23 protein-coding genes and 1 riboswitch are annotated in these 24,223 nt (G+C 62.1%); of the genes, 6 read left to right on the top strand and 17 right to left on the bottom strand.

Features of this window, described 5'->3' with window-relative positions; translation table 11 throughout:
• Positions 1-9: 9 nt before the first annotated feature.
• The 4 genes from gcvH to ACZ5J0_RS04555 all read right to left on the bottom strand — a co-directional run bounded on the left by gcvH (position 10) and on the right by ACZ5J0_RS04555 (position 5,639).
• Entirely contained in the window at positions 10-396 is a 387-nt protein-coding gene (gene gcvH / locus ACZ5J0_RS04570; RefSeq protein WP_090820475.1) for a glycine cleavage system protein GcvH, read from the bottom strand.
• A 323-nt stretch (positions 397-719) separates the two neighbouring features.
• Entirely contained in the window at positions 720-1,868 is a 1,149-nt protein-coding gene (gene gcvT, locus ACZ5J0_RS04565) for a glycine cleavage system aminomethyltransferase GcvT (RefSeq protein ID WP_464094272.1), read from the bottom strand.
• 13 nt (positions 1,869-1,881) lie between these two features.
• Positions 1,882-4,728, bottom strand: a complete 2,847-nt coding sequence (gcvP, locus tag ACZ5J0_RS04560; protein WP_464094271.1) for an aminomethyl-transferring glycine dehydrogenase — start codon at positions 4,726-4,728, stop codon at positions 1,882-1,884.
• A gap of 180 nt (positions 4,729-4,908) precedes the next feature.
• A riboswitch (glycine riboswitch) is annotated at positions 4,909-5,006 on the bottom strand.
• Between the two features lie 93 nt (positions 5,007-5,099).
• Positions 5,100-5,639, bottom strand: a complete 540-nt coding sequence (locus ACZ5J0_RS04555; protein WP_464094270.1) for a TetR/AcrR family transcriptional regulator — start codon at positions 5,637-5,639, stop codon at positions 5,100-5,102.
• A 73-nt stretch (positions 5,640-5,712) separates the two neighbouring features.
• On the opposite strand from ACZ5J0_RS04555, the gene ACZ5J0_RS04550 reads away from it, so the two are divergent.
• A complete protein-coding gene (locus ACZ5J0_RS04550; protein ID WP_166841615.1) occupies positions 5,713-7,263 on the top strand; it encodes an MFS transporter in 1,551 nt (516 codons plus the stop codon).
• A 110-nt stretch (positions 7,264-7,373) separates the two neighbouring features.
• Here ACZ5J0_RS04550 and ACZ5J0_RS04545 read toward each other — a convergent pair whose 3' ends face one another.
• Positions 7,374-8,033, bottom strand: a complete 660-nt coding sequence (locus tag ACZ5J0_RS04545) for a cyclodeaminase/cyclohydrolase family protein (protein ID WP_464094269.1) — start codon at positions 8,031-8,033, stop codon at positions 7,374-7,376.
• Between the two features lie 90 nt (positions 8,034-8,123).
• On the opposite strand from ACZ5J0_RS04545, the gene ACZ5J0_RS04540 reads away from it, so the two are divergent.
• Positions 8,124-9,347: an amidohydrolase gene (locus ACZ5J0_RS04540; protein ID WP_166841668.1), complete on the top strand. Its 1,224-nt coding sequence runs from the start codon at positions 8,124-8,126 to the stop codon at positions 9,345-9,347.
• A 97-nt stretch (positions 9,348-9,444) separates the two neighbouring features.
• Here ACZ5J0_RS04540 and ACZ5J0_RS04535 read toward each other — a convergent pair whose 3' ends face one another.
• Positions 9,445-10,431 carry an NAD(P)/FAD-dependent oxidoreductase gene (locus ACZ5J0_RS04535; RefSeq protein WP_464094696.1) on the bottom strand — a complete coding sequence of 329 codons (987 nt, stop codon included), beginning with the start codon at positions 10,429-10,431 and terminating at the stop codon, positions 9,445-9,447.
• A gap of 122 nt (positions 10,432-10,553) precedes the next feature.
• Here ACZ5J0_RS04535 and ACZ5J0_RS04530 point away from each other — a divergent pair, with 122 nt between their 5' ends.
• A complete protein-coding gene (locus ACZ5J0_RS04530) occupies positions 10,554-11,135 on the top strand; it encodes a helix-turn-helix domain-containing protein (RefSeq protein WP_166841617.1) in 582 nt (193 codons plus the stop codon).
• A 31-nt stretch (positions 11,136-11,166) separates the two neighbouring features.
• On the opposite strand, the gene ACZ5J0_RS04525 is transcribed toward ACZ5J0_RS04530, so the two are convergent.
• Positions 11,167-11,469, bottom strand: a complete 303-nt coding sequence (locus ACZ5J0_RS04525; RefSeq protein WP_250821044.1) for a helix-turn-helix domain-containing protein — start codon at positions 11,467-11,469, stop codon at positions 11,167-11,169.
• Positions 11,470-11,536: 67 nt separating this feature from the next.
• On the opposite strand from ACZ5J0_RS04525, the gene map reads away from it, so the two are divergent.
• A complete protein-coding gene (gene map, locus ACZ5J0_RS04520; RefSeq protein WP_464094267.1) occupies positions 11,537-12,316 on the top strand; it encodes a type I methionyl aminopeptidase in 780 nt (259 codons plus the stop codon).
• A gap of 14 nt (positions 12,317-12,330) precedes the next feature.
• Here map and ACZ5J0_RS04515 read toward each other — a convergent pair whose 3' ends face one another.
• A complete protein-coding gene (locus tag ACZ5J0_RS04515; RefSeq protein WP_464094266.1) occupies positions 12,331-13,908 on the bottom strand; it encodes an HNH endonuclease in 1,578 nt (525 codons plus the stop codon).
• A 303-nt stretch (positions 13,909-14,211) separates the two neighbouring features.
• On the opposite strand from ACZ5J0_RS04515, the gene ACZ5J0_RS04510 reads away from it, so the two are divergent.
• A complete protein-coding gene (locus ACZ5J0_RS04510) occupies positions 14,212-14,340 on the top strand; it encodes a hypothetical protein (RefSeq protein ID WP_274595824.1) in 129 nt (42 codons plus the stop codon).
• A 27-nt stretch (positions 14,341-14,367) separates the two neighbouring features.
• Positions 14,368-15,906 carry an APC family permease gene (locus tag ACZ5J0_RS04505; RefSeq protein ID WP_464094265.1) on the top strand — a complete coding sequence of 513 codons (1,539 nt, stop codon included), beginning with the start codon at positions 14,368-14,370 and terminating at the stop codon, positions 15,904-15,906.
• A gap of 102 nt (positions 15,907-16,008) precedes the next feature.
• Here the strand turns inward: ACZ5J0_RS04505 and ACZ5J0_RS04500 are convergent, their stop codons facing one another.
• From ACZ5J0_RS04500 to ACZ5J0_RS04460, 9 genes are all read right to left on the bottom strand, one after another.
• Complete coding sequence (locus ACZ5J0_RS04500) at positions 16,009-16,554, bottom strand: AMIN-like domain-containing (lipo)protein (RefSeq protein WP_142936498.1); 546 nt, start codon at positions 16,552-16,554, stop codon at positions 16,009-16,011.
• Between the two features lie 216 nt (positions 16,555-16,770).
• On the bottom strand, positions 16,771-17,073 hold the full coding sequence (locus tag ACZ5J0_RS04495; protein ID WP_024819766.1) for a DUF4193 domain-containing protein: 303 nt from the start codon (positions 17,071-17,073) through the stop codon (positions 16,771-16,773).
• Between the two features lie 125 nt (positions 17,074-17,198).
• Positions 17,199-17,426: a hypothetical protein gene (locus tag ACZ5J0_RS04490; RefSeq protein WP_142936499.1), complete on the bottom strand. Its 228-nt coding sequence runs from the start codon at positions 17,424-17,426 to the stop codon at positions 17,199-17,201.
• Positions 17,427-17,490: 64 nt separating this feature from the next.
• Positions 17,491-18,708: an L-2-hydroxyglutarate oxidase gene (gene lhgO / locus ACZ5J0_RS04485; protein ID WP_464094264.1), complete on the bottom strand. Its 1,218-nt coding sequence runs from the start codon at positions 18,706-18,708 to the stop codon at positions 17,491-17,493.
• A gap of 163 nt (positions 18,709-18,871) precedes the next feature.
• On the bottom strand, positions 18,872-19,363 hold the full coding sequence (locus ACZ5J0_RS04480; RefSeq protein ID WP_142936501.1) for a DUF805 domain-containing protein: 492 nt from the start codon (positions 19,361-19,363) through the stop codon (positions 18,872-18,874).
• A gap of 210 nt (positions 19,364-19,573) precedes the next feature.
• Positions 19,574-21,124: an o-succinylbenzoate--CoA ligase gene (gene menE, locus ACZ5J0_RS04475; protein WP_464094263.1), complete on the bottom strand. Its 1,551-nt coding sequence runs from the start codon at positions 21,122-21,124 to the stop codon at positions 19,574-19,576.
• Between the two features lie 12 nt (positions 21,125-21,136).
• Positions 21,137-22,462 (bottom strand): MFS transporter, encoded by a 1,326-nt coding sequence (locus ACZ5J0_RS04470; RefSeq protein ID WP_142936503.1) that lies wholly within the window; start codon positions 22,460-22,462, stop codon positions 21,137-21,139.
• A 57-nt stretch (positions 22,463-22,519) separates the two neighbouring features.
• Positions 22,520-22,975, bottom strand: a complete 456-nt coding sequence (locus ACZ5J0_RS04465) for a MaoC family dehydratase (RefSeq protein WP_166841622.1) — start codon at positions 22,973-22,975, stop codon at positions 22,520-22,522.
• Positions 22,976-23,013: 38 nt separating this feature from the next.
• Positions 23,014-24,222, bottom strand: coding sequence for an acyl-CoA dehydrogenase family protein (locus tag ACZ5J0_RS04460; protein WP_464094262.1), 1,209 nt, complete (start codon positions 24,220-24,222; stop codon positions 23,014-23,016).
• Position 24,223 lies beyond the last annotated feature (1 nt).

Genomic DNA, 24,223 nt, shown 5'->3' with positions numbered 1-24,223 from the left:
GGGTGGGAGTTAGGAGAGGTCTCCGCCATTCTTGGAGGCGTATTCCTCAGCCGAGAGCAGCGGGCCCTCGGACTCAGCGGCGACCTTGAACAACCAACCGGCGCCGTAGGGATCGTTGTTGATCAGGGCGGGGTCGGATACAACGGCGTCGTTGATCTCGGTGACCTCACCGGTGACCGGCGAGTACAGGTCAGAGACGGACTTGGTGGACTCAACTTCGCCACAGGTCTCGCCAGCGGTCACCGTGGAGCCAACCTCGGGGAGGTCGACGTACACGATGTCACCCAGTGCGTCGGTGGCAACCTCGGAGATACCAACGGACACGGAGTTACCGTCTCCGCGTGAAACCCACTCGTGCTCGTCGGAGTACTGAAGTTCGGGCGCTACTTTGGGCATTCTGTTTCCTTTACGTGTAGTGGCTACATCTAATTGTGTCGCGTGTGGGCCGTCTGAGTGGTTGGCCTGGCGGTGTGGCACCGAATTCCTCCGCGTGCTGCTCCTTCGTCGCTTTGACGCACGCTTCCGGAATCCGCTCCCCCACCGCACGGCCACGCGAGTCCGGCCTCCGGCAGCATGCTCCCCACCGTCCCCCTCGCCTCGCAAGCTCGGCCAGGGAACCCGGACGGCGTGGCCCCCGTGGAGCATCGCGTCCGCTCAGCGGGCGCACATGCGACCGAGCATGCAGAGGAGGTCGGACCCGCCGGCCGAAGGCGACTGATTCAGCGAACCCGCTTGTAGAACGGCAGTGCGACCACTTCGAAGGGCTCAGTTTTACCCCGCAGGTCAATGTCCAGCGCGGTACCAAGCTCTGAGTGTTCGACGTCGACATACGCCAACGCTACCGGGTAGCCGAGCGTGGGGCTGGGCTGGCCGGAGGTGACTTCGCCAATCACTGCGCCGTCCTTGAGGACCGGGTAGTGACTGCGTCCGGCACGGCGACCGAGGCCCTTCAGGCCAACGAGTTTCCGTCCGCTGGTGGAGCCGGCGCCGTCGGCCTTCAGTGCAGCCAGTGCGTCCTTGCCGACGAAGTCGCCTTCCTTGGACAATGCCACTACGGGACCGAGTCCTGCTGCGAAGGGGTTGCCTTCACGGGAGAGCTCGTTGCCATAGAGGGGCATTCCGGCTTCGAGACGCAGGGAATCGCGGGAGGCGAGGCCGGCCGGGGTGAGTTCGCCTTCATTCGCGGCAGCCGCAATCGCCTGCCACAGTGCGGCAGCTGATTCGTTGGCCACAAAGATCTCAAAGCCGTCTTCGCCGGTGTATCCGGTGCGGGCGAGCAGCAGGTCTTGCGTGCCGCCGTCGAACGTGAACGGTACTTCCACCGCCGCGTAGTACTTGAGTTCGGTGACCAGTGCGTGCTGTTCGGCGGGCACCAGGCGGAGCAGGATGGCTTCGGCGAGGGGACCCTGCACGGCAATCAGCGAGGTCTCAGCGGAGGCGTCTTCAACTACGACGTCAAAACCGGCGGCGCGCTCCTGCAGCGCGGACGCCACAACCGCAGCGTTGCCTGCGTTCGGTACCACCAGGAATTTGTCCGAGCCTTCTTCGGTAGAGGCCCGGCGGTAGACGATCAGGTCATCGATGATGCCGCCGTCTTCCTGGCAGATCAGCGAGTACTTGGCCTTGCCGACGGCCATGGCGGAGATCTTGCCTACCAAGGCGTAGTCCAGGAACGCGGCGGCCTCGGGACCGGTGACCCAGACTTCGCCCATGTGGGAGAGGTCGAACAGGCCTGCGGCCTTGCGGACGGCGTGGTGCTCGGCCAGTTCGGACGAGTACTTGAGGGGCATCTGCCAGCCCCCGAAGTCGGTGAAGGACGCGCCGAGCTTCTTGTGCTCTTCGTAAAGGGCTGTGTATTTCTCAGTCATTTTCCGGAACCCCTTAGTTTTCGAAGTCTTCGATTGGCGGGCAGGAGCAGACCAGATTGCGGTCGCCAGCTGCGCCGTCGATGCGACCCACCGGCGGGAAGTATTTGTCCTGCTTCAGGTGGTGGACCGGGAAGGCGGCCTGCTCACGCGGGTAGGAACGGTCCCAATCGGAACTTACGACGGCGGCAGCCGTGTGGGGTGCGCGGCGGAGCGGGGAATCCTGCACGGAGAAGTCGCCGTGGGCAACCTGGTCGATCTCGGCACGGATGGCGATCATGGCTTCGATGAAGCGGTCGATCTCCGCAAGGTCCTCGGACTCGGTGGGCTCCACCATGAGCGTTCCCGCTACCGGGAAGGCCAGGGTGGGTGCGTGGAAGCCGAAGTCGATGAGGCGCTTGGCAACGTCCTCAGCGGTGACGCCGGTCTTGGCTGTCAGTTCACGGAGGTCGAGGATGCACTCGTGGGCAACAAGTCCGCCTTCGCCGGTGTAGAGGACCGGGAAGTACTCGTTGAGGCGTGAAGCGATGTAGTTCGCAGCGAGCAACGCGGACTTGGTGGCTTCGGTGAGACCCTGGCCGCCCATGAGCTTCACGTACGCCCAGGAAATCGGCAGAACGCCGGCAGAACCGAAACGGGATGCGGAAATCGGGACGTCGTTGCCCTCAGTCCAAGACGCGGCATCACCGGGCATGAACGGCGCCAGGTGTGCCTTCGCCGCTACCGGGCCAACGCCCGGTCCACCACCACCGTGCGGGATGCAGAAGGTCTTGTGCAGGTTCAGGTGGGACACGTCGCCGCCGAACTTGCCCGGCTGGGCCAAGCCAACCAGCGCGTTGAGGTTGGCGCCGTCGATGTACACCTGGCCGCCGGCCTCGTGGATGGCGTCGCAGACTTCGCGGACGTCGGCGTCGTACACACCGTGCGTGGACGGGTAAGTGATCATGATGGCGGAGAGAGCGTCGCGGTTGGCTTCGATCTTGTTCTTGAGGTCAACGTGATCGATGGTGCCATCCGGAGCGGTGGCAACAACCACTACCTTCATGCCGGCGAGCACTGCCGAGGCAGCGTTGGTGCCGTGCGCGGAAGCAGGAATGAGGCACACGTTGCGCTGATCATCGCCATTGGACAGGTGGTAGCCGCGGATGGCCAGGAGGCCAGCGAGCTCACCCTGCGAACCGGCATTCGGCTGGATGGACACCTGGTCGTAGCCGGTGATCTCAGTCAGCTGCGCTTCGAGGTCGGTGATGAGATCACGCCAACCCTCGGTCTGCGAATCCGGAGCGAACGGGTGGATCGAGGCGAATTCCGGCCAGGAGATGGCTTCCATCTCTGCCGTGGCGTTGAGCTTCATGGTGCAGGAGCCCAGCGGAATCATGGTGCGGTCCAGCGCGAGGTCGCGGTCAGAGAGCTTGCGGATGTAGCGCAGTAGCTGGGTTTCGGAGCGGTGCGTGTTAAACACCGGGTGCTGCATGAAATCGCTGGTGCGCTCCACGGAGGATTCCAGGGCGAAGCCTTCAGCGGTTTCGGTTACCGAAGCACCAAAGACTTCAAGGAGACCGCCGACAATCTCAGATGTAGTGGTCTCGTCTACAGAGATGCCAACAGCATCGGCGTCAACGCCGCGGAGGTTGATGCCCTTGGCCTCAGCGGCGGCCACGATCTCCGCAGCCTTACCGGGGACGCGGACGGTGATGGTGTCGAAGAAGGAACCGTGGAGGACCTCGACGCCGGCCGCCTTCAGGGACGCTGCAAGGGTACGGGCGTGACCGTGCGCGGTCTCCGCGATCGCTTTCAGGCCTTCAGGGCCGTGGTAAACGGCGTACATCGACGCGACGATGGCCAGGAGCGCCTGCGCAGTACAGATGTTGGAGGTGGCCTTCTCGCGGCGGATGTGCTGCTCTCGGGTCTGCAGCGCCAAGCGGTAGGCGGGGACACCGGCGTCGTCCTTGGAAACGCCCACCAGACGGCCGGGCATGGAACGCTCCAGCCCCTTCTGGACGGCCATGTACGCAGCATGCGGGCCGCCGAAGAACAGCGGAACGCCCAGTCGCTGCGCGGAACCAACGGCGATGTCGGCGCCCTGCTCACCGGGAGGGGTGATGAGCGTCAGGGACAGAAGATCTGCAGCCACGGTGACCAGTGCGCCGCGTTCCTTGGCTGCGGCGATGACCTCGGAGTGGTCAAAGACGCGGCCGGAGACGCCGGGCTGCTGCAGGACAACACCGTTAATGGTGCCTTCCGGGAGACCAAGCGAGAGGTCAGCAACCTCAACCTCAAAGCCAAGCGCTTCCGCGCGGCCCTTCACGATCGCGATGGTCTGCGGCAGGCAGTCGGCGTCCAGGACGGTCTTGCCATCCTGCGCGGCCTTGTTCTTGTTGGCACGGCGCATCATCAGCACGGCCTCGGCAACAGCGGTTGCTTCATCCAGAAGGGACGCATTGGCAATCGGCAGGCCAACAAGGTCCTGGACCATGGTCTGGAAGTTGAGGAGCGCTTCGAGGCGGCCCTGCGAAATTTCCGGCTGGTAAGGGGTGTAGGCGGTGTACCAAGCGGGCGATTCCAGGATGTTGCGGCGGATCACCGGCGGCGTCACGGTGTCGTAGTAGCCCTGTCCGATCATCTGCACGGCAGTCTTGTTCTTGGAGGCGAGCTTGCGCAGCTCAGCCAAAACTTCAACTTCACTCAGTGCGTTCTGAAGGGTGAGGGCAACATCCTGACGGATATCGTTCGGGACGGCGGTGTCGACCAGCGAATCGACGGTGTCATAGCCGATGGACTTGAGCATGGTCTCAATGTCGGCCTGGCGGCGGGCGCCGATATGCCGATCGACGAAGGTGGTGGAGGCAGAACTAACCGTCACGAAGGAACTCCATTACTTGGGCGGCGTTTGGGTACGCCACAGCGGCTGGGTTCCTCCCCGCTCTGTATTGGACCTGAGAGTTTCCGCGCGTTGCGTGAACAACCATCGCTTGCACCGTCGGTGAGCACAGTACCCGTTTGCCCGTGGGTGGGCTGAGTACCTGCTGCTTTCCAGAGTTGCCTCGCCGCGGCGGTGCTTGGGCCTGAGAGATTCCTGGGGAGGGTTTGCTCCTACGGCGCCTGCATCACTTGCCTGCAGGACTCTCCCGCCGCAGATCAAAGGCATGTTCAGTTGTGTATGGGCGCCATGTAGGGCACGCCACAAGAGTTAATTGTCCTACGCTCGGGCCTCAGCAGCAAATGGATGGGCTGCTACTTCCGCAGGCGTTCAAGGACTCCCAGAAGGATTTCGACGTCGGCCTCCCGCCCGGCGTTGCCGCCGTCCTGGCCACCTTCAAAGATCGCGTTGAAATAGAGTCCGTCGCCCATATAGCTCACAGCCTTGGCAACCTCTGGTCCGACGTCATCTGCCAGCACGTCAAGCCACCGCTGCTGAATTGCGGCAAACCTGCGGCGGGTTTCCTCGTGAGCCACCTCAGCCAGCCTGGTAGCGGCGACGAATGCCCGGTCCATGGGCGTATCTGCCCAGAGAGAGGACCTGATGAAGTATGCCGCTGAACCATCCGGCGCCGCTTTCATGAGTTCAGTATCTTCATCGGCCAGCAGGTCCAGGCGCTTCAAAAGGGCCGTAATCAGCGCTTCCTTGTTGGGGAAGTGGTAGAGCAGTCCGCCTTTGGACACGCCTGCCCGCTTGGCGACGGCGTCGAGTGTGGCAGCCCGCTCCCCTACTTCAATGAGGAGGGCTTCAAAGGCATCCAGGACGGCGTCCCGGGCAATTGGTTTTCGTGGCATGTATCCATCATTCCCTAAAGGTTCATGGGGGCTATAGTTGAAACTATACCGTCTGGACGGTATAGTTGAATCCATGTTCTCGCCGTCCTCAACCCAAGCACCCCGTTCCGCTCACCCCGTCGAGGGCCAAGCGGCACCGTGGCGCGACTGGACGGCCTTGGCACTCCTGATGTTTCCGGTGCTGCTGGTGGCCGTCGACAACACCGCGCTCACCTTTGCCTTGCCGGAGATTGCCCGCTCCCTGAATGTCGGAGGCGTGCAGTTGCTGTGGATTGTTGATGCGTACCCACTGGTCCTCGCAGCGCTGCTCGTCTCCATGGGCAATTTGGGCGACAGGATCGGACGACGGCGGCTGCTGCTGATCGGCAGTACGGGCTTCGCGGCGGTGTCGGCTGCTACAGCATTCGCGCCGTCCGCTGAATGGTTGATCGCCGGGCGCGCCGGTCTTGGTGTATTCGGCGCCATGTTGATGCCGTCCACGTTGTCCTTGATCCGGAACATCTTCACCGACCCCAACCGTCGCCGCTTGGCGATCGCTGTCTGGGCAGCCGGGTTCTCCGGTGGCGCCGCCCTTGGCCCGATCTTTGGCGGCTGGCTGGTGGAGCACTTCTGGTGGGGCGCCGTCTTCCTGGTTGCAGCATTCCTACTCCTCCCCCTGCTGGCTTTCGGCCGGGTCCTGATTCCGGAGTCCAAGGACTCCAACCCGGGACGTGTGGATGTGCGCAGTATCGTTCTGTCCGTCGTCACCATGGCGCCGTTCGTATACGGGATCAAGGAATTCGCGGTTCATGGTTTCGGAGCCTCCGCAGCAGCCTTCATGGGCTTTGGCGTGGTGATGGGCATCCTGTTCGTGCGTCGCCAGCAGCGGATCGAGAACCCCATGTTGGATGTTGCCTTGTTCAAGAACAAGGTGTTCAGCACGGCCATCGTGGCGAACGTGCTGTCCCTGTTCTCTATGACGGGTTTCATCTACTTCTTCGCACAGCACTTGCAACTCGTTGAGGGCCAGTCCCCCATGGAGGCCGGTATCGCCATGATTCCCGCCCTCCTGGCCACGGTCATCGCCGGACTACTGGTGGTGCCATTGGTCAAGCGCGTGCGGCCAGGGTTCGTTGTGGCCGCAGGCCTGACGCTCAGCGCTGTGGGTTATCTGATCGTCGTAGTGGGCGATCACGGCAGCGGCCCCGTGTTCCTGTTGTCGGCGCTCACCGTGTTGGCCGTGGGGGTTGGCGCGGCGGAGACGATCTCAAATGACCTCATCCTGGCATCGGTGCCGGCCGACAAATCCGGCGCCGCCTCGGCCATCTCCGAGACCGGCTACGAGCTGGGGTCGCTCCTGGGAACGGCAGTACTTGGCTCCATCCTCACGGCGTCCTACCAGCACAACCTGATCATGCCGGACGGCATCTCCGAGCAGGCCGCCGGGAATTCCGGTGAAACCCTCGCCGGTGCTGTTGATGCGGCGGGCGCTCTTCCGGCTCCATTGTCGGAGGCGTTGACACATGCCGCCCGGACAGCTTTCGAGTCCGGCGTCCACATCACTGCGGCGATTGGGCTGGTACTGATGGCTGGCGCGGCAGTGCTCGCCGCCGTCGTGCTCCGGCGTGTGCCGAAGGCGCAGTAATAGGCAGAGCGCCGAAGGCGCAGTAATAGGCAGAGCGCCAAAGGCGCAGTAATGCCGTTGTGAGGCCCGCTCTGCATGGTTCCGTAGGGACTTGCCATGCAAACCGGGCCTCACAAGGCTTCGGTCGGCGCCGCTTTCTTGTCGACGCCGGCAGTCAGTTGGTCGATTCTGTCGAGGGCTTCGCTGAGCTGGCTGACGGTGTTCCACAAGTCCGGGTGTTGTTCCCTGACTTCCTGCAGCGTGGCGCCGGCGGAGGTCAGGGATGCGAGGTCGAAGCTTACGTTGGTTCGGGCCCCGGCTATGGCTGCCCGGAGTGCCCCGAAACCCACTACGACGTCGGCGATCAGCGCAGGATTTCCGTTGGCGGCGAGCCACCCGAGGTCTTCAATGGCATCAATGGCCCGCTCCCCGAGCACCGCTGATGCCTTAGCGGCATCGACGGAGGCTTGATGGATGGCCTTCTCGCGTTCAGGTCCGGGATCCAGGCGGAAAGCGGCGCCGAAGGCATTGGAAGCGGAAGCGTCGTCATCGGCTAGTTGCAGGGCAGTTTGCCGGAGTTTGAGGGCACGGGAGTGAATGCCGTCGAGCTGTTGGTGCTGCGACTTTTCCGGCTCGGTATATCCGGCCACCATGGACGTCAACGACGCCGCGATGGAGAGCATCACCCCGGTTCCAGCACCGCCTCCCGGGGACCCGCTGGATTCTGCCAGCGCCTTGGTCCACTCCTCAACAGTGGACAGCTGTGTGGTGACTGATTCGGAATGGTTCATGCCCTCCAGTGTGCCGGGGCTTCCCAGACTTTGCATTTATGGGCTGGATACACTGGCCAAACTATGGCGTCGAACGAAAAGGGCAAACTCATGACCATTGACCTCGAAGAGCTTTACAAAGACCTGCACGCCAACCCCGAACTGTCCTTTCAGGAGACCCGAACAGCCGGGATCGCTGCGGGACATCTTGAAGATCTTGGCTTCACCGTTCATCGCAATATCGGAAAGACCGGCGTTGTTGGTGTTCTGGACAATGGGCCCGGGCCGGTGGTGATGCTCCGGGCTGACATGGATGCGTTGCCGGTCAAGGAAACAACGGGTTTGGACTACGCAAGCACTGCGATGGGTGTTGATCATGAGGGCAAAGACATGCCTGTCATGCACGCCTGCGGCCATGACGTGCATGTGAGCTGCCTAGTAGGCGCGGCGGAGGTTCTGGCGGGCCGGCGTGATGAGTGGCAGGGCACCCTGATCGCCCTCTTCCAGCCGGCCGAGGAATGGGGCGGCGGGGCAGCAACCATGGTTGCCGACGGGCTGTATAACGTGGTGCCGAAACCAGATATCGTCTTGGGCCAACATGTTGCCCCGTTCCCCGCCGGCTGGTTCGGCATCCGGCCCGGCGTCACCATGGCGTCCGCCGATTCCCTCAACATCACCCTGCACGGACGAGGTGGCCACGGATCGCGTCCGGAGACCACTGTTGACCCGGTGCTGATGGCAGCTGCAACCACCGTGCGGTTGCAGGGCATTGTGTCGCGTGAGCTCGCCGCCAGTGACTCCGCGGTGGTGACTGTTGGGCAGATTCATTCAGGAACCAAGAACAACATCATCCCCGAAACAGCAACTCTAGGCCTGAGCGTCCGCACCTTCAGCGATGCCACCAGGGACAAGATCCTCGGTTCCATTGAGCGCATTGCCAAGAGTGAATCCACAGCTTCAGGCGCGCCCAAGGACCCTGAGATCAAGTTTGAAGAGCATTTCCCGCTGACCGTCAACGACCAAGCTGCGACCGGCAGGGTGTCCGCTGCCTTCAAAGCAAAGTTCGGCGAGGCACAGATCATGGACCCTGGCCCGGTGTCCGGAAGCGAAGACGTTGGAGCCCTGGCGAAGGCCGCCGGAGCTCCCCTGGTTTTCTGGTTCCTGGGTGGCGCCGAACCTGCCCTGTTCAAGGAGTTCGCCACAACAGGTCGGCTTCCGGAGGACATTCCCTCTAATCACTCGCCGTACTTTGCTCCCGTCATTGAGCCGACGCTGGCTCGCGGAACCGAAGCGCTGGTGACGGCTGCCCGGGAATTCCTGACGTCTACATCCTAGGGTGCCGGAGCCTTACTACGGGCCCACTCGCACAAGGAAAGGCGCTGCATGCGCAGCGCCTTTCCTTGTCGAATTTCGATTCGGTCCGGGATTCCTATCAGCGGGATACAGCCGACTTGCGCGCATCCTCAACAGCCCGATTGGTCTCCTCCATCATGAGATCTGCGTTGATTGCGGCTCCTGACATGACACCTGCGGCTGCAGAGGCCATCACCTGGCCCATGAGGTCGGTGACGTTTCCTGCAGCGTAGACACCCGGCACTGACGTGGCACCACCCATTGGATTGACCTCTACGTGGCTTCCCACCCTCATGGGGTGCTCCACCGTGGGGACACCCAAGGATTCCAGCACGGCAGACCTGGCCTCCAACCGTGGGGCGGTGACTACAGCTTCCACTGGGATGGTGGTTCCCGATGCCAGGATGACACCCGCCAAAGCGTCGTCAGTTACTTGGAGGGCCTGGACTTTGCCGTCCACTACGGTGATGGAACGGGCAGCCAACTGCTCCCATTGTTCTTCCGTCGGCTCCACCACGTCATTGAGGAACAAGGTGATGTTGGAACTCCATTGGCGGAACAGCAACGCCTGGTGCAATGCCATCGGCCCTGACCCCAGGATCCCGATCGCTTTGTTCCGGACTTCCCAGCCGTGGCAATAGGGGCAGTGCAGGACATCTTTGCCCCACCGCCCACGAAGGCCTTGCACGTCCGGGAGTATGTCCACCAGTCCGGTGGTGACCAGCAAACGGCGGGCTCTCACCGTTCGTCCGTCTGCCAGATCCACCTCGAAGGTGGGTTCGGATCCGTTCGCAGGGCCGGCCGTCGAGCGTGCCCCGACTACGATGCCGGACACTATGTCCACTCCGTACTGGATCGCCTCCGCGCGTCCGAGTTCCAGCAGTTCCTTGGGATTGATTCCGTCCCGCGACAGGAATCCGTGCACCCCGGCCGCGGGAGCATTTCGCGGCTCGCCGGCGTCGATGACGAGGACGGACCGTAAGGCCCTGCCGAGCGTCAGCGCGGCACTCAAGCCAGCCGCGCCACCTCCCACCACTACGACGTCATACTCGTCCACCGTTCCGATGTTCTCGATTTCCGTACCCACAAGTGCCTCCACGTATCCAGCGGCCCTGCGCCGCTTCTTCCATGGTTTGCCAGAAGGCAAGAAACAGCAAGGAAGTTTGCCAATATGGCAAACTGGGGAACATGACTACCGATTTCAGCATCATGCTCGACGCCGTCGGCCCTCGCCTGCGCGCGATGAGGACCCAACGCAACGTGACCCTTACTGAAGCTTCGGAAGTAACAGGCATCTCCGTGAGCACGCTCTCCCGGCTTGAGTCAGGTCAACGCAAACCGACCTTGGAGCTTCTTCTCCCCATTGCGCGGCTGTATCAGGTCCCATTGGAAGAACTCATCGACGCTCCGGAAACGGGCGATCCCCGCATTCATCTCAAGCCGCACGTTCACGAGTGGGGAACGGCCGTTCCTCTCACGCGACGCCCTGGCGGCATCCAGGCCTTCAAGATGGTCCTCAGGGGTGGCACGGGCAAGGAGACTCCCACACCGCAATCACATGAGGGCTACGACTGGGTATATATCCTCAACGGCAAGCTCAGATTGGTCCTAGGCGAGAACGACTTTGTCCTGAAACCGGGCGAGGTGGCGGAATTTGATACCCGCACACCACACTGGTTTGCCAGCGCCACCAAAGAGCCGGTGGAGCTTCTCACTCTCTTCGGGCAGCAGGGCGAACGGCTCCACGTCCGGGCACGGCCCAAGCGCTGAGGCGCGCAACACTGGCAGCTCAGCACTCAGGCTACGAGGCCAACCATTCGCGCGCGCTCCGACGTGGGCTGCCCGGCTCAATGTCACGCTCCTGCTGATTGATCTCCGCCCAGACCTCATCGAGGGATAGTCCCAGAACCTCGGCGATCGCAGCAACAGTGGGGAACGCGGGCGTCGCAACCCGCCCTGATTCGATCTTTCGAAGCGTTTCGGGCGACACTCGAGCATCCAGAGCCGTCTCCAGCATGGAGCGTTCACCCCGCGCACGACGCAAGAGAGCTCCGAGGCGTTGTCCGCGCTCGGCCTCTGCGGGTGTAAGCGGCAACCTGACCATGGATCCAATTGTAATACCGGGATAATATGGCCGGGATAGTTATTGGTTGCTACATGAAAGGTCCCGCATGATCGAGATCCTGAGCCACTCAGAACTAGGCTGCGCCAAGGAAGCCGGCGCTCTGGTCGCCAACATTTTGCACACGCTGAAGGGCCGCGCAACGGTAGGAACGAATCTCCTGGACATTGACAGGTGGGCCAAGAGCATGATCCTCGAGGCCGGGGCCGTCTCCTGCTATGTGGACTACGCCCCATCCTTCGGTCGCGGACCATTCGGGCACTACATCTGCACTGGCGTCAATGATGCCGTCCTGCACGGGTTACCCACGGATTACAAGCTGGCCGAGGGCGACCTCCTGACCCTGGATCTGGCCGTTTTGAAGGACGGAATCGCAGCCGACTCTGCCATCAGCTTCATCGTTGGCGAGTCCAGGCCGGCTGAGAGTGTGGCCATGATCGAAGCAACCGAACGTGCCTTGCGCGCAGGCATTGAGGCCGCCCGGCCGGGCGCTCGAATCGGCGACCTCTCCTATGCCATCGGCTCAGTCCTCAGCGAAGCCGGATACCCCGTCAACACCGAGTTCGGAGGCCACGGCATCGGCTCAACCATGCACCAGGAGCCGCACGTTCCGAACATGGGCCGCGCCGGCCGAGGGTACAAGCTACGGCCAGGACTCCTACTGGCCTTGGAGCCCTGGGTGATGGCCAACACCTCCCAACTGGTCACCGACGCCGATGGCTGGACGCTCCGCAGTGCGACCGGTTGCCGCACTGCCCACAGCGAGCACACCATCGCCATCACCGAAGACGGCGCCGAGATTCTAACCCTGCCCACCGTGGCTGCTTAGACGCTGGCCCAAGGTTAGATTCCCGCCATGCGCGGTTTCAGCTGGCCGCTGGATCCACATTCCGCGCCTTCAGCAGGCAAAGGTTCCGACTGCTGACCCGACGACGAGCGAGCCACATCCAAAGCACACTCATTCGACATTGCTACAGGTGGCGCGGATTGTAACGGCTGGGCGCGGACATGCCCCGGCAGTGGAGGCGCCTTGGATACATAGGCGTGGCCTGTGGGTGTGCTGATCTGGAGCGTGTGGCCGCCTTGTTTGTCCCCGGTCACCCTCTTGCTGTTCCATCCGGGGTTTTCTTTGGTGTGGTTGCAGGCTTCGCAGAGTACTGCGCCGTTGTTAGGTGTGGTGGTCCCGCCGGAGCGCCAGGGGACCACATGGTCGATGTGCCGGATGGGCGCGTCGCAGAAGGGGGTGCGGCAGGTGTCGTCCCGGGCCTCGATGAATCGTCGGAGCCGGGGTGGGAAGAGTCGGGCTTTGGAGTCCATGTTCAGGAGTTCGCCCGTTCCGGGTGCGGTGTAGAGCCGCCGCAGCCACACGGTGAAGTCGCGGTCCGGAACTGGTGAGCCTGCCTGGCCGGTCGCCAAACCACTTGCTTCGTCTGCTTGAGGTTCACGAAGTAGTTTCCTGGCCCACTGGGCCGGGACGATTCCATAGCTTTTGAGCCGGGCCGGTTCGCTGTCTGCCTGAAACAGGGCCCGGTCCGTCATCACGAGATCGAGGTTGATGCCCGCGACCCCGCCCGGGGTTCCGGTAACGCGTTCGACCAGGGTGTCAGCCATGACCTGGCCGCGGGATCGGCAGTCACCGCCGGCCCGGGCAGTATCAGCCTCACGGGTCAGGGCCGCATACGCCGCGACGCCTTGGGCGACTGGTAGGAGGGCGGTCAGGTAGGTCATGGTGTCCGGGGCGGGTCGCAGGCTCACGGTCCGTTCAGTGGCTGCTTGACTGGCGCGTTGGGCCACCGAGCGGGGATCACGACGATACGCGGCAGCCTTGACCGCGGCGATGATGGCCCGGTCGCCTTTGCCTTCGAAGGTCCCGGTGTCCGGGGCGAGTTCCTCATCCACCGCGCACCGGTCCTCCACGGACAGGCACGCTGTTTCCTTCACCAGCAGCATGGCCCGCCATTCATTGAGCTGGCCTGATTCCAGGGCGGCCAGGGTGCAGGGCATCTCCGTCACCAACGCTCTCGCCAAGCCCAATAACCGGGGACCCTTATTGGGAGACTCCCGCCGGGCCAACGCCAGCTGCGCCCCGACACCCTGGCCACGCTCGGACGCAGGAACACCAGCTCGGGCCTGTTCAGCCCGTTGGGCAAGATCAAACGCCACAGCAGCCCGCGCCTGCAGGCCGGTAATGGCGGACTTCAGCTCCTCCAACCCCCGGAGCTGATCAATCAGCTCGCCACTGGAGCCGGCAAGCGGAACAGAGCCAAGGAGCGCAATGAGGTCAGACACCCGGGGCACTGAATAGCCTGGCAGAGGCCCCGCGGCAGGGAGTGCGGAGTGGGAGTGCCCGGGTAGAGCTTCCCAGGCGCGCCCGAGCTCATCATCGTGTGACGGCGTCTGCGTGGCCCGGATCTGCTCCATGCCCCAACTCTTCCAGCACGCAGCAAGCGCTATAAGACCACAACTCCCGTATGTGGAAACCAGGGCCTATGTGGAAAACAGGGCCCGTGCGGAAAACACCCCGCAGCAAGCCCAACACCCACGTCACCAGACACCCACCCCCGGACCCCGGGATACCCAGAGACCCGGACCCCAAAGTACCCATAGACCAGTCACATATGAACGTCATTCATTTCAGGCCTTGCGCCCGAGCGTGACTCACGACATACTAAATGAACACTATTCATTTAGTGACTGTCGTCTCACCGGAGTACCAATCACACCATGATCGAACTGACGCGCCTGGATGGCCCGGCCCCCAACGCCACGGCACGCCCGGCCCCCAACGCCACGGCGCCCACGGCACCTTCGGCCCCCAGGGGCGGCAGCATGCTCCGCAGCACCAAGCAATAACTTTCGGCCATCTAGAAAGGGCCTTACATGAGCCAGACAATCCGACGCAGCGGCAGTGAAGCCGCGAAGTCGCATGACATCAGCGGCAAGGGACTGAAGACGGGGCAGTTGGGGCTCCTCGCCGTCGTCGTTCTTGGCATCTCCACCATCGCCCCGGCGTACACCCTCACCGGTGCGCTAGGCCCAACTGTCAACGAAGTCGGGCTGCAATTGCCTGTCATCTTCCTGATCGGGTTCATCCCGATGATCCTGGTGTCCTTGGCGTACCGGGAACTCAATGCAGACTCCCCCGACAGCGGCACCACCTTCACATGGGTAACCAAAGCGTTCGGACCGTGGGTTGGCTGGATGGGCGGCTGGGGTTTGCTGGCCGCCAACATCATTGTTCTGTCCAACCTGGCGGGCGTGGCCGTGGACTTTTTCTACCTGTTCCTCGCACAGGCCACGGGTTCACCCGAGCTCGCAGACCTCGCTTCGAACAAGCTGCTCAACGTTGCCACGTGCTTCGTCTTCGTGGCACTTGCTGTCTGGATCAGCTACCGCGGCCTCCACACCACCAAGATTGTCCAGTACGGCCTGGTGGGATTCCAGCTGCTGGTCCTTGGCCTGTTCGTCGCCATGGCGTTCGCTAACTGGTCCACCTCCGAAACTGCTGTGCCCTTCAGCTGGGACTGGTTCGACGTCACCAAGATCGAGACGTTCGGCCAGATCGCAGCCGGCATCTCATTATCGATCTTCGTCTACTGGGGCTGGGATGTATGCCTGACCGTCAACGAGGAAACGGCCAACGGTAAGAAGACCGCGGGCCTCGCAGGCACGCTGACAGCGGTGATCGTCCTGGGCATCTACCTCCTGGTCACCATTGCCACCATGATGTTCGCAGGCGTCGGCGATACCGGGATCGGCCTGAACAACGAGGAAAACCACGCCAACGTCTTCACCGCACTGGCATCACCGGTCATGGGTCCATTCGCCATCCTCATGTCCCTCGCCGTGCTTTCCAGCTCCGCGGCCTCGCTTCAGTCAACGTTCACCTCACCGTCGCGCAGCCTGTTGGCCATGGCGCATTACGGCGCCCTGCCGGAGCGCTTCAGCCACATGAGCAGGAAGTTCTCGACGCCGGGCTTCGCCACCATAGCGGCTGGCGTCCTGTCTGCGGGCTTCTACGCGGTGATGCACGTGATCAGTGAAAACGTCCTGAACGACACCATTCTGGCCCTTGGCCTGATGATCTGCTTCTACTACGGACTCACGGCCATCGCCTGTGTCTGGTACTTCCGCAACAGTGTGTTCTCCAGCGCCAGGAACTTCTTCCTGCGACTCGTCTGCCCGCTGCTGGGTGGCGTCGGCCTGTTCGTCGTGTTCCTGCAGACTGCCGTGGACAGCTGGGCTCCCGAGTTCGGCAGTGGCTCGGAGATCTTCGGGGTGGGGCTCGTATTCGTCCTGGGCATCGGCATCCTGGCTTTGGGCGTAGTGGTCATGTTGATCATGTCCCGTGTTCGGCCCGGGTTCTTCCGTGGCGAGACCATCCGAAAGGACACGCCGGCTCTGGTGGTGCCGGAGTAGGCCCGCCTTCCGCGGAGTTCGTGGGAAAGCTGCCAGTTCGCCGGACATCTCCGGGCGAATTGGCAGCTTTCCCGCGATCTGGGCACTTCAGCGCCCCGTCAATCACCAACGATGCGCCACGTCCACTACCAGGCGAGAACCGCCGTCGGGCCCGTCCAGGGTGAAGACCCGGAACGGAAGACGTGCACGGACGCCCAGCCCAATGCTGGTGGTGCCCTCAAAACTGCCCGCGTAAACCACCTGCCGGAAGGTCTGATAACCGGAGACGTTGGACAATTCGGCCTTGGCTGCCGGCACATACGTCGGCTGGTTGTACTGGTTGTACGACGGCGCCGTGACCATCACTTGGAGATCAGCATCCCCCAGCACCGGGATGGGGTAGCCGGTAGCATCCTGGGTCACTACAGGAACGTACTGAACGACGTAGCCGGCCACCTTACCTGTCATGTCGATCACCAGACGGTCATAGCAGGGCTGTTGCCCGGTGCGAACGTTGGTGACACTGGCGGAGCTCATGTCGAGGTCTGCCTTGGCCATGGAACCCCACGAGATACCGCAATATGTTGCTGCCGAGGCTGGCCCCGGCGCCACCAGACCGAGACCGGCAGCTGCCATGACCGCTGCCAAACCCGCTCCAAATTTCCTCATTTTTTGTGCCCCCTTCAGGCGAAGTTGATACTTCAACAGTAGGAGCGCAGCAGGGGCTTTGGGCGGGTTGTGGCCGCTTCGGGGCGCAACCGTTAAGTGGACGCAGCGGTGGTCACAAGAGGGTTATTGTCGGGCCGTATTTTGGGCATTGGGCGGCCGTGCAGAGGGTGCTCGCGCCCATATTCGTAACCGAAGATAACGAGACCTTGGCGTTATTTAGCCTTCGCAGTCCTTACAGAACTTAAGACCGTTCTTTTCCAATGCAATCTGGGACCTGTGACGGACCAGGAAACAGGAGCCGCACGTGAATTCGTCGGACTGCTCCGGGACCACAATGACTGTCAGTTCTTCACCGGAAAGATCTGCTCCGGGCAGGTCGATTCCTTCGGCGGTATCGTTTTCCTCGACGTCGATGACCGCAGTCTGCGCAGTGTTTCCTCGGGATGCCTGAAGGGCCTCAAGCGACTCGGCGGGAGACTCTTCTTCTGTCTTGCGCGGGGCATCGTAATCAGTAGCCATTGAGCTTCGCTTTCGTTGCTGCATAGTGCCTCTTCCGGCACCTCAGTGAAGCAGTTTAGGGCATATCAGAGGAGATCAGCGAAAAGTGTGCCCAACGCGACATTCTGCAGCATTCCGAGCGGCTTCTAGGACTCTGAACGCACCCTTGCGGCGTGCGTTTGGATGGCCTGAGCACTGGCAACCGTGACGCCGCTGAGGGCAGGGAGCCATGACAAATCACTCATGCTCCCCGGGCCACCTGCACCCTGTTCCTCCGCCGACGGGCCAGTGCAATCCAGGACGTACGCTGCCTCAATCCAGGCCGCTATGGTGGTGCCGACTGAACTGGCAAGCGAAGCTAGTGATCCGATCATGCGGCAACGGTATCCAGCCCGCGTTTGGCGGCCGTTTCCGTTGGATCACCAGTTTGTTAACTCCTCAATCCTGCAAAGCCTTCTCCACGATGTACTCCGCTATGGCCATGGACGAAGTAGCCCCGGGAGAAGGTGCGTTGCGCACCAAGACCGTGTCCCGGCGTCGTGCGATGACAAAGTCGTCCACCAGCGAACCGTCACCGTTCATGGCCTGCGCGCGCACGCCCCGGGTGCCCGGAAGAATGGTGGCGCCTTCCAGCGACGGCACAAAGCGCACGGCCTCGCGGATGAACTTTTTCTTGCTCACTACGGTCTGGAATTCACGAACAGCTGACGGCACATTCTGCCTGGCAAATTTCCAGAATCCAGGAAACAGCGTGTAGTTCAGTACGTCGCGGGCATTCACCTCATTCCACGAGTAAGACTCGCGGCCGAAGGAGATGAATGCATTTGGACCGAGCATCATTTCACCGTCGATGCGTTTGGTGAGGTGGACACCGAGGAAGGGGTGTTTTGGGTCCGGCACCGGGTAAATCAGCCCGCGAACTTGATCCCGGGCCTCCTCACCCAGGAGGAAGTACTGCCCAAAGAACGGCACGATCCTTGGGGTAGCCGGTTCACCCGTCGCTTCGGCCACGCGATCCGATTGAAGGCCCGCGCACACCACCACGAGGTCGTAATGTTCGCCGCCATCCCTGGTACTGACCACCACGCCGCTGTGCTGTTGCTCAAGCCTGGTAACTTCCTGCCTGAGCCGGATGCTTCCGCCCGAACTACGGACGTCGTCGGCGAGCGCGTTGGTGATAGCCGTGTAGTCAACGATCGCCGTTTCCGGCGAGTGAAGAGCGGAAAGCCCGACGGCGTTCGGCTCCACCTCGCGTAGCTGCTCGCCCCGCAGCATCCTTGCGCCCGGGACCCCGTTGGCCGTGGCACGGGCGAAAATCTTGTCCAAGCGATCCGATTCCTCGGGTGTCTGGGCAATAACCAACTTGCCGCACGCCTCATAGGGCAGGTTCTTCATGGCGCAGAATTCCTGCAGCAGCTCCACTCCCCGGCGGCACAGCTTTGCCTTCAGACCGCCGGGCTCGTAGTACAGGCCTGCGTGAACCACCCCCGAGTTGTGTCCGGTCTGGTGTGCTGCGAGCCGGTCTTCCTTTTCGTAGACAGTGACTTGGACGCCCTCGAGCCTGTTCGTCAGTTCCCTCGCCACTGCAATGCCGATGATCCCGCCACCCACCACGGCGCAGCGTTTGATGGTTCTTATGCGTGGAGGGTGGGGCATGGCAGTCCTCGTCTTTGGGTGGGCCCGAATCAGTCACAGCATGTCACGCGTGCCGCTTTTACGGCACGTGACGCCCGAAAATTGTCCGAAGAAGGGCACGAAAAAGGGCGGCACGCGAGGTGCCGCCCTTTTCTGTGAAACGAATTACTTGCTATGTGGCTGACTATGCAGTCGGCTGATCAAAACGCTGGCCGGCCGGGTTGGACGGCAGGAGCGCGAAGACCAGGATGGCAAGTCCACCCACGAACGGGATGAGCCCGAGAAGGGCCAGCCAGCCGCTGAAGTTGCCATCGTGGAGACGACGAACCAGCAGGGCGATGGACGGGATAAGGACCGCCAGGTAGAACACGGAGATCAGAATGATGCCCACCACGGCTCCCGGGCCGGGAACCGTGCCGCTGCTGGTGGTGGTGGATCCGGCTGCACCGAGAATGCCGGTGAGGAGCTGCAGGACAAAGCCAACCACGCCCAAGGCAAGGGCGACCCACCAGTATTCGCTGCGGCTCGCGCGGCCACTGAATGCGGTGTATTTCTTGAAGAAACGCTTGACGGCCGCGCCGATCGGAGCGCCGTAATAAGGTGCCCACAGCGGCGGTTCGCCGGCTTGGACGCCGTACTGCTCGGTTTGCTGAGGTTGTTGCGGGTAACTGGTCATTGGTATATCCCCCGGGTTAGGTGAGTCGTGATGAAGCTTCGTGCTCAGTGTGTGAGTCGTGCCTATCGTAATGCCCTTACACCGAATTAGGCAGTTCGATGGAGGAAATTAACCCGGATTTAGCTTGGTAACGCAATATTTCGTCGGTGCGGCTTGCCATGAGACAGCATATTCTTTGCCACGACAGGTGACATTGAATACGGTCGAGCGTCACTGCGCGTAGTGCTTTCGGAGGTCCATCTTCCGGATCTTCCCGCTGGCGGTTCGTGGCATCTCCTCAACGAATACCACTGACTTGGGGATTTTGTACCGTGCCAACCGGCCCTCCAGATGCGAGCGCAGTTGCTCTTCGGTCAGGGACGCACCGTCGCGCAATGTGATGATCGCCCTGGGCACTTCTCCCCATTTGTTGTCATCCATGCCGATCACGGCCACACTCCCCACTGCGGGGAGCTCTGAGATGGCAGCTTCCACCTCAGCCGGGTAGATGTTCTCCCCTCCGGAAATGATCATGTCCTTGATGCGGTCCGAAACGAACAGGAAGCCTTCCCCGTCTTGGTAGCCCATATCGCCGGAGCGGAACCAAGAGGACTCGGAATAACTCTCGGCGGTTGCTTCGGGCCGGTTCCAGTACTCCTTGATCACGTTGGGTCCGGAGATTTGGATCTCCCCCACGGCGCCAACTGCAGCAAGACCACCCAGTGGATCGGCAATCCGCACATCAGTGAAGAAGTGCGGAAGCCCGGCGGAGCCTGCCTTTTCCTTGGACTTCGATACCGGCAACATGGTGGCCCCCGGCGCGGTTTCCGTCATGCCATAACAGCTGGTGAAGCCGATGCCGCGCCGCTCATATGCATCCAGCACCCGCTGCGGAACGGCAGAACCGCCGCAGGTGAGCTTGTCCAGGGAGCTGAGATCCGCCGTCGACCATCCCGGATGGTCACAGAGCATCTGGAAGGTGGTGGGGACACCGTTGAGCGTGGTGACTTTGTGCTGGTCCACCAGCTCAAGCACCCGCCCGGCGTCGAACTTGGCTTCAAGCACCACGGTGGCACCCTTGAGCAGCATGGGAAGCAAACCCATATCAAGGGATGCCACGTGGAACAGTGGTGAGATCATGAGCGCTACGTCGTTGCGGTTCAGGTCCATGTCCACCACCGTGTTGATGCAGTTCCAGGTGATGTTGCCGTGTGTCAGCAAAGCACCTTTGGGCTTGCCGGTGGTGCCGGAGGTGTAGAGGATCATGGCGCCGTCTTCCAACGTCACGGTTTCATCCAGCGTCGCCGCGGCCCCAGCGTCAAGCACCTCACCATAGTGCTCGACGCCGGATGGCGCCTTAAGAGCGGAACCGTCAGACTCGTCGTCGGACGCCACTACAAGGCGGTGGGTCACGTCAGTGTCGATGCAGGACGCGGCGGCAACGTCCTCCAACGATGCCGCGCTGATAAGGAGCCGCGCACCGGAGTCCTGCAGTTGAAACTGCAGCTCCGGGGCAGCCAAGCGGGTGTTCAACGGGACGAAGATGGCGCCCAGCAGCCCGCAGGCGAAGAACGTCTCCACAAAGGACGGGTGATTCTCACCGAGGTAAGCCACCCTGTCCCCCTTGGTCACGCCCCTGTCCTTAAGGGCGTTGGCCAGACGATCGGTCCGTTCTGCGAGTTCCGCGTAGCTCACAGTGTGCTCACCGGAAATGATGGCAGTTTTGGTACCGGACTTGATCCGGCGCCGGTGCAGCCAGGATCCAACTCCGTTGTTGTCCATGGTGCGGTACTCCTAACTGACCGTAGAGAGGTCGTTGTTCTTAGACTCCCGCGTCAGCAGGATGAAGACAATCGATACCAGCGACATGACGGACAGGAACACCACCACGGGAACGATGCTCTGGCCGGCGTCCTTGTAGAGGCTCGCCACAATGCCGGGTGTGAAGCCCGCGCCAATCAGTGTTGCCAACTGGTAGCCGACGGCTGCGCCGGTATAGCGGTTAGTGGTGCCGAACTGCTCGGACACGAACGCGGCCAGCGGACCATAGAGGGACGAATGCAGAACCAGCGCCACAGTGAAGGCCAGGAAGACCACAGCGATGTTGCCGGAACTCAGCATCCCGAACATGGGGAACAAGTAAAGGATGAACAGGGCCAGGCCGGTGACCATGACCGGACGGCGGCCGAAGCGATCCGAGAGCCTACCGCCCAAAAGGACGAACAGGATGGAGATGGCTGAGGCGCCCGCGAAGGCATAGAGCACACCTTGTTGTGGTGCTCCCTTGGACACTGCATAGGTGACGGAGAACGTGGGCAGCACTACTTGGAGGCCGAAGCCGGCAGCACCGGCAAACATGATCATGATGAGTGCCTTGGGACGCTTCAGCACTTCCAGCAGCGGGATCTTGCGCTTGGTGTCCTGGGCGCTTTCCTTGGCCACGGCCTCGGCAAAGATTGGGCTTTCGGAGACCCTGAGCCGGACGAACATGCCGACTATCAGGAGTACGAAGGACAACAGGAATGGAACTCGCCAGCCCCAGGCCAGGAATGCATCCTGGGGAAGTGCGGAGAAAATGCCCATGACAACGGTGCCGAGGACTGCGCCCGTCGGGGCACCGGCATTGACGAACGATGCCGCGAACCCGCGACGTTTGGGATCCGAATGCTCCAGGGCCATGAGCGCTGCCCCGCCCCATTCACCGCCGACGGCGATTCCCTGGCAAACACGCAAGACCACCAGGATCACGGCGCCCCAAGGACCAATGACGTTGGCTCCCGGGATTAGACCAATCAACGTCGAAGCGATGCCCATCATGGCCATGGACACGATCAGCATGCCCTTGCGGCCAATGCGGTCACCGAAGTGCCCGAAGATTATACCGCCCAGAGGCCGGGCAACATAACCCGCCGCGAACGTGGCATAAGCCGCGACCACGCCCACCCACTCATCTGTACCGGCGAAGAACACTTTGGGAAAGGCAACCGCTGCCGCAGTTGCGTACAGCAGGAAGTCGTAGAACTCGATGGTGCTGCCCAGATAGCTGGACATGATGACCGTGCGCGCCTCTTTGCGCTTAGCGGCCGTGCTCGACTGTGCGAGCGCAGTGTGTCCTGACATGGCTGTTCCTTGGGAGAGGAGGGAAAGGGGGTGGATGTCTACTTGTAGAAGCGGTTCCTACTTGTAGAAACGGGCGAGGAACTCGGCGACGACGGCGGGGCGTTCCTGGCCTTCGATTTCGATGGTGGCGTTGACCTTGATCTGGGCGCCGCCCTTGACTTCGCTGACTTCGGCGATGCTGCCTTGCATTCGGACCTTCGAGCCGACCTTGACCGGCGAGGTGAAACGGACCTTGTCCAGGCCGTAGTTGACCTTGGTGGTCACGCCCTCGACGTCGAAGAGCTCGCCCCAGAACGGGATGATCAGGGACAGGGTGAGGAAACCGTGCGCGATCGGAGCGCCGAACGGGCCGTCCTTGGCGCGTTCCGGGTCGGTATGGATCCACTGCTGATCGTCGGTTGCGTCAGCGAACAGGTTGATCTGCTGCTGGGTGATTTCGCGGTAGTCGGTGGTGCCGAGATCCTTGCCGGACATGGTGAGCAGGGTGTCGAAATCGACGACGAGATTGGGCATCTTTGCCTCCTGTGTTGTTGTGTTTTGGTGTTCGTTGTTCAGTGGGTGAAAGCACTCTCGCCGGTGAGGGCGCGGCCGACAATGAGGGCGTTGATTTCGTGCGTGCCTTCGTACGAATAGACGGCTTCCGCGTCTGCATGAAATCGTGCGACGTCGGCCGCGAGGGTGATGCCGTTACCGCCAACCACTTCGCGGGCCAAGGCGACGGTTTCGCGCATCATCAGGGACGTCTGCATTTTGGCCAGGGCCGAGTCCTGGTCCCGATAGATCCCCCAGCTCTGCTGCTCGGTCAACCGCACCACCAACGACAAGCTGGCAGTGATGTTGCCGAGCATGCGTGCCAGCTTTTCCTGGACCAGCTGGAACGACCCCAGGGAACGGCCGAACTGTTGGCGTTCCTTCACATACGCCAGGGCAGCTTCGAACGCGCCTGCTTGGATCCCGGTGGCGATCCAGGCAACGTCCGATCGCATCGCCCGCAGCATGGCGGCCACGTCCTTGAACGAGTTCACGTTGTGCAGGCGCATTGCCTCGGATACGCGAACATTGTCCAGGGTGATGTGGGCGTTCTGCATCATCCGCAGCGAGGTCTTACCGTGGATCTTCTCCAAGCTGACCCCTGCGGCGGTCCTGTCCACGAGGAATGCCTTGACCTGTCCGTCCGCGACGTCGCGGGCGAACACGCACAACACATCCGCCGTTGAGGCGCCCCCAATCCACCGCTTGGCGCCGTCCAGAACCCAGCTGCCGCCGTCGGCCTCTGTCCCTGGGTCTGGTTCGAAGCGTGCGGTGGTGGAAAGCCCGCCGGCGATGTCCGAGCCGTGCTCCGGTTCTGTCAGCGAGAAGACGCCTTTGAGGGAGAAGTCGATGACCTTGGGCATCCACTCCTTCTGCTGTGCCTCGGAGGCTCCCACCCGGATGGCGGTCCGGAACAAACCGGCTTGGGCTGTGTACCACGTTGCCAACGAGGCATCAGTGCGGGCGAGTTCGAAGATCCGGAAGCCTTGGTAAATCCCTCGGGCTGGAGCCTCAAAGGGTTCCATCAGATCCAAGTCGATCAACGGTCCGGCCAACTGCTCGGGGAACTCTCCGCGCTCCCAGTACTCGGCCAGCAACGGCTTGGCTTCAGCGTCCAAGAAGGTCCGCAGGCGCCCAAGGATCTGACGTTCCTCCGTGCTGAGGAGTGCTTCAGCGTCGTACCAATCTGCCACCGTGTACAGCCTCTGATCCACAACACTCACGCTCATC

The sequence above is a fragment of the Arthrobacter sp. DualSoilB13 genome (assembly GCF_055389195.1).
Note: the sequence above shows the minus strand (reverse complement) of the source record. Positions and strands in the feature narration are given on the sequence as shown.

Excerpts from the sequence above, each read along its gene's own strand:
- ACZ5J0_RS04500 (WP_142936498.1), bottom strand. The coding sequence starts at position 16,554 with ATGAGGAAATTTGGAGCGGGTTTGGCAGCGGTCATGGCAGCTGCCGGT.
- ACZ5J0_RS04480 (WP_142936501.1), bottom strand. The coding sequence starts at position 19,363 with ATGACCAGTTACCCGCAACAACCTCAGCAAACCGAGCAGTACGGCGTC.
- ACZ5J0_RS04515 (WP_464094266.1), bottom strand. The coding sequence starts at position 13,908 with ATGGAGCAGATCCGGGCCACGCAGACGCCGTCACACGATGATGAGCTC.
- ACZ5J0_RS04525 (WP_250821044.1), bottom strand. The coding sequence starts at position 11,469 with ATGGTCAGGTTGCCGCTTACACCCGCAGAGGCCGAGCGCGGACAACGC.
- ACZ5J0_RS04555 (WP_464094270.1), bottom strand. The coding sequence starts at position 5,639 with ATGCCACGAAAACCAATTGCCCGGGACGCCGTCCTGGATGCCTTTGAA.
- menE (WP_464094263.1), bottom strand. The coding sequence starts at position 21,124 with ATGGACAACAACGGAGTTGGATCCTGGCTGCACCGGCGCCGGATCAAG.
- ACZ5J0_RS04460 (WP_464094262.1), bottom strand. The coding sequence starts at position 24,222 with ATGAGCGTGAGTGTTGTGGATCAGAGGCTGTACACGGTGGCAGATTGG.
- lhgO (WP_464094264.1), bottom strand. The coding sequence starts at position 18,708 with ATGCCCCACCCTCCACGCATAAGAACCATCAAACGCTGCGCCGTGGTG.
- gcvH (WP_090820475.1), bottom strand. The coding sequence starts at position 396 with ATGCCCAAAGTAGCGCCCGAACTTCAGTACTCCGACGAGCACGAGTGG.
- ACZ5J0_RS04490 (WP_142936499.1), bottom strand. The coding sequence starts at position 17,426 with ATGATCGGATCACTAGCTTCGCTTGCCAGTTCAGTCGGCACCACCATA.
- ACZ5J0_RS04505 (WP_464094265.1), top strand. The coding sequence starts at position 14,368 with ATGAGCCAGACAATCCGACGCAGCGGCAGTGAAGCCGCGAAGTCGCAT.
- gcvT (WP_464094272.1), bottom strand. The coding sequence starts at position 1,868 with ATGACTGAGAAATACACAGCCCTTTACGAAGAGCACAAGAAGCTCGGC.
- ACZ5J0_RS04495 (WP_024819766.1), bottom strand. The coding sequence starts at position 17,073 with ATGGCTACTGATTACGATGCCCCGCGCAAGACAGAAGAAGAGTCTCCC.
- ACZ5J0_RS04465 (WP_166841622.1), bottom strand. The coding sequence starts at position 22,975 with ATGCCCAATCTCGTCGTCGATTTCGACACCCTGCTCACCATGTCCGGC.
- map (WP_464094267.1), top strand. The coding sequence starts at position 11,537 with ATGATCGAGATCCTGAGCCACTCAGAACTAGGCTGCGCCAAGGAAGCC.
- ACZ5J0_RS04550 (WP_166841615.1), top strand. The coding sequence starts at position 5,713 with ATGTTCTCGCCGTCCTCAACCCAAGCACCCCGTTCCGCTCACCCCGTC.
- ACZ5J0_RS04530 (WP_166841617.1), top strand. The coding sequence starts at position 10,554 with ATGACTACCGATTTCAGCATCATGCTCGACGCCGTCGGCCCTCGCCTG.
- ACZ5J0_RS04470 (WP_142936503.1), bottom strand. The coding sequence starts at position 22,462 with ATGTCAGGACACACTGCGCTCGCACAGTCGAGCACGGCCGCTAAGCGC.
- ACZ5J0_RS04540 (WP_166841668.1), top strand. The coding sequence starts at position 8,124 with ATGACCATTGACCTCGAAGAGCTTTACAAAGACCTGCACGCCAACCCC.
- ACZ5J0_RS04545 (WP_464094269.1), bottom strand. The coding sequence starts at position 8,033 with ATGAACCATTCCGAATCAGTCACCACACAGCTGTCCACTGTTGAGGAG.
- ACZ5J0_RS04510 (WP_274595824.1), top strand. The coding sequence starts at position 14,212 with ATGATCGAACTGACGCGCCTGGATGGCCCGGCCCCCAACGCCACGGCA.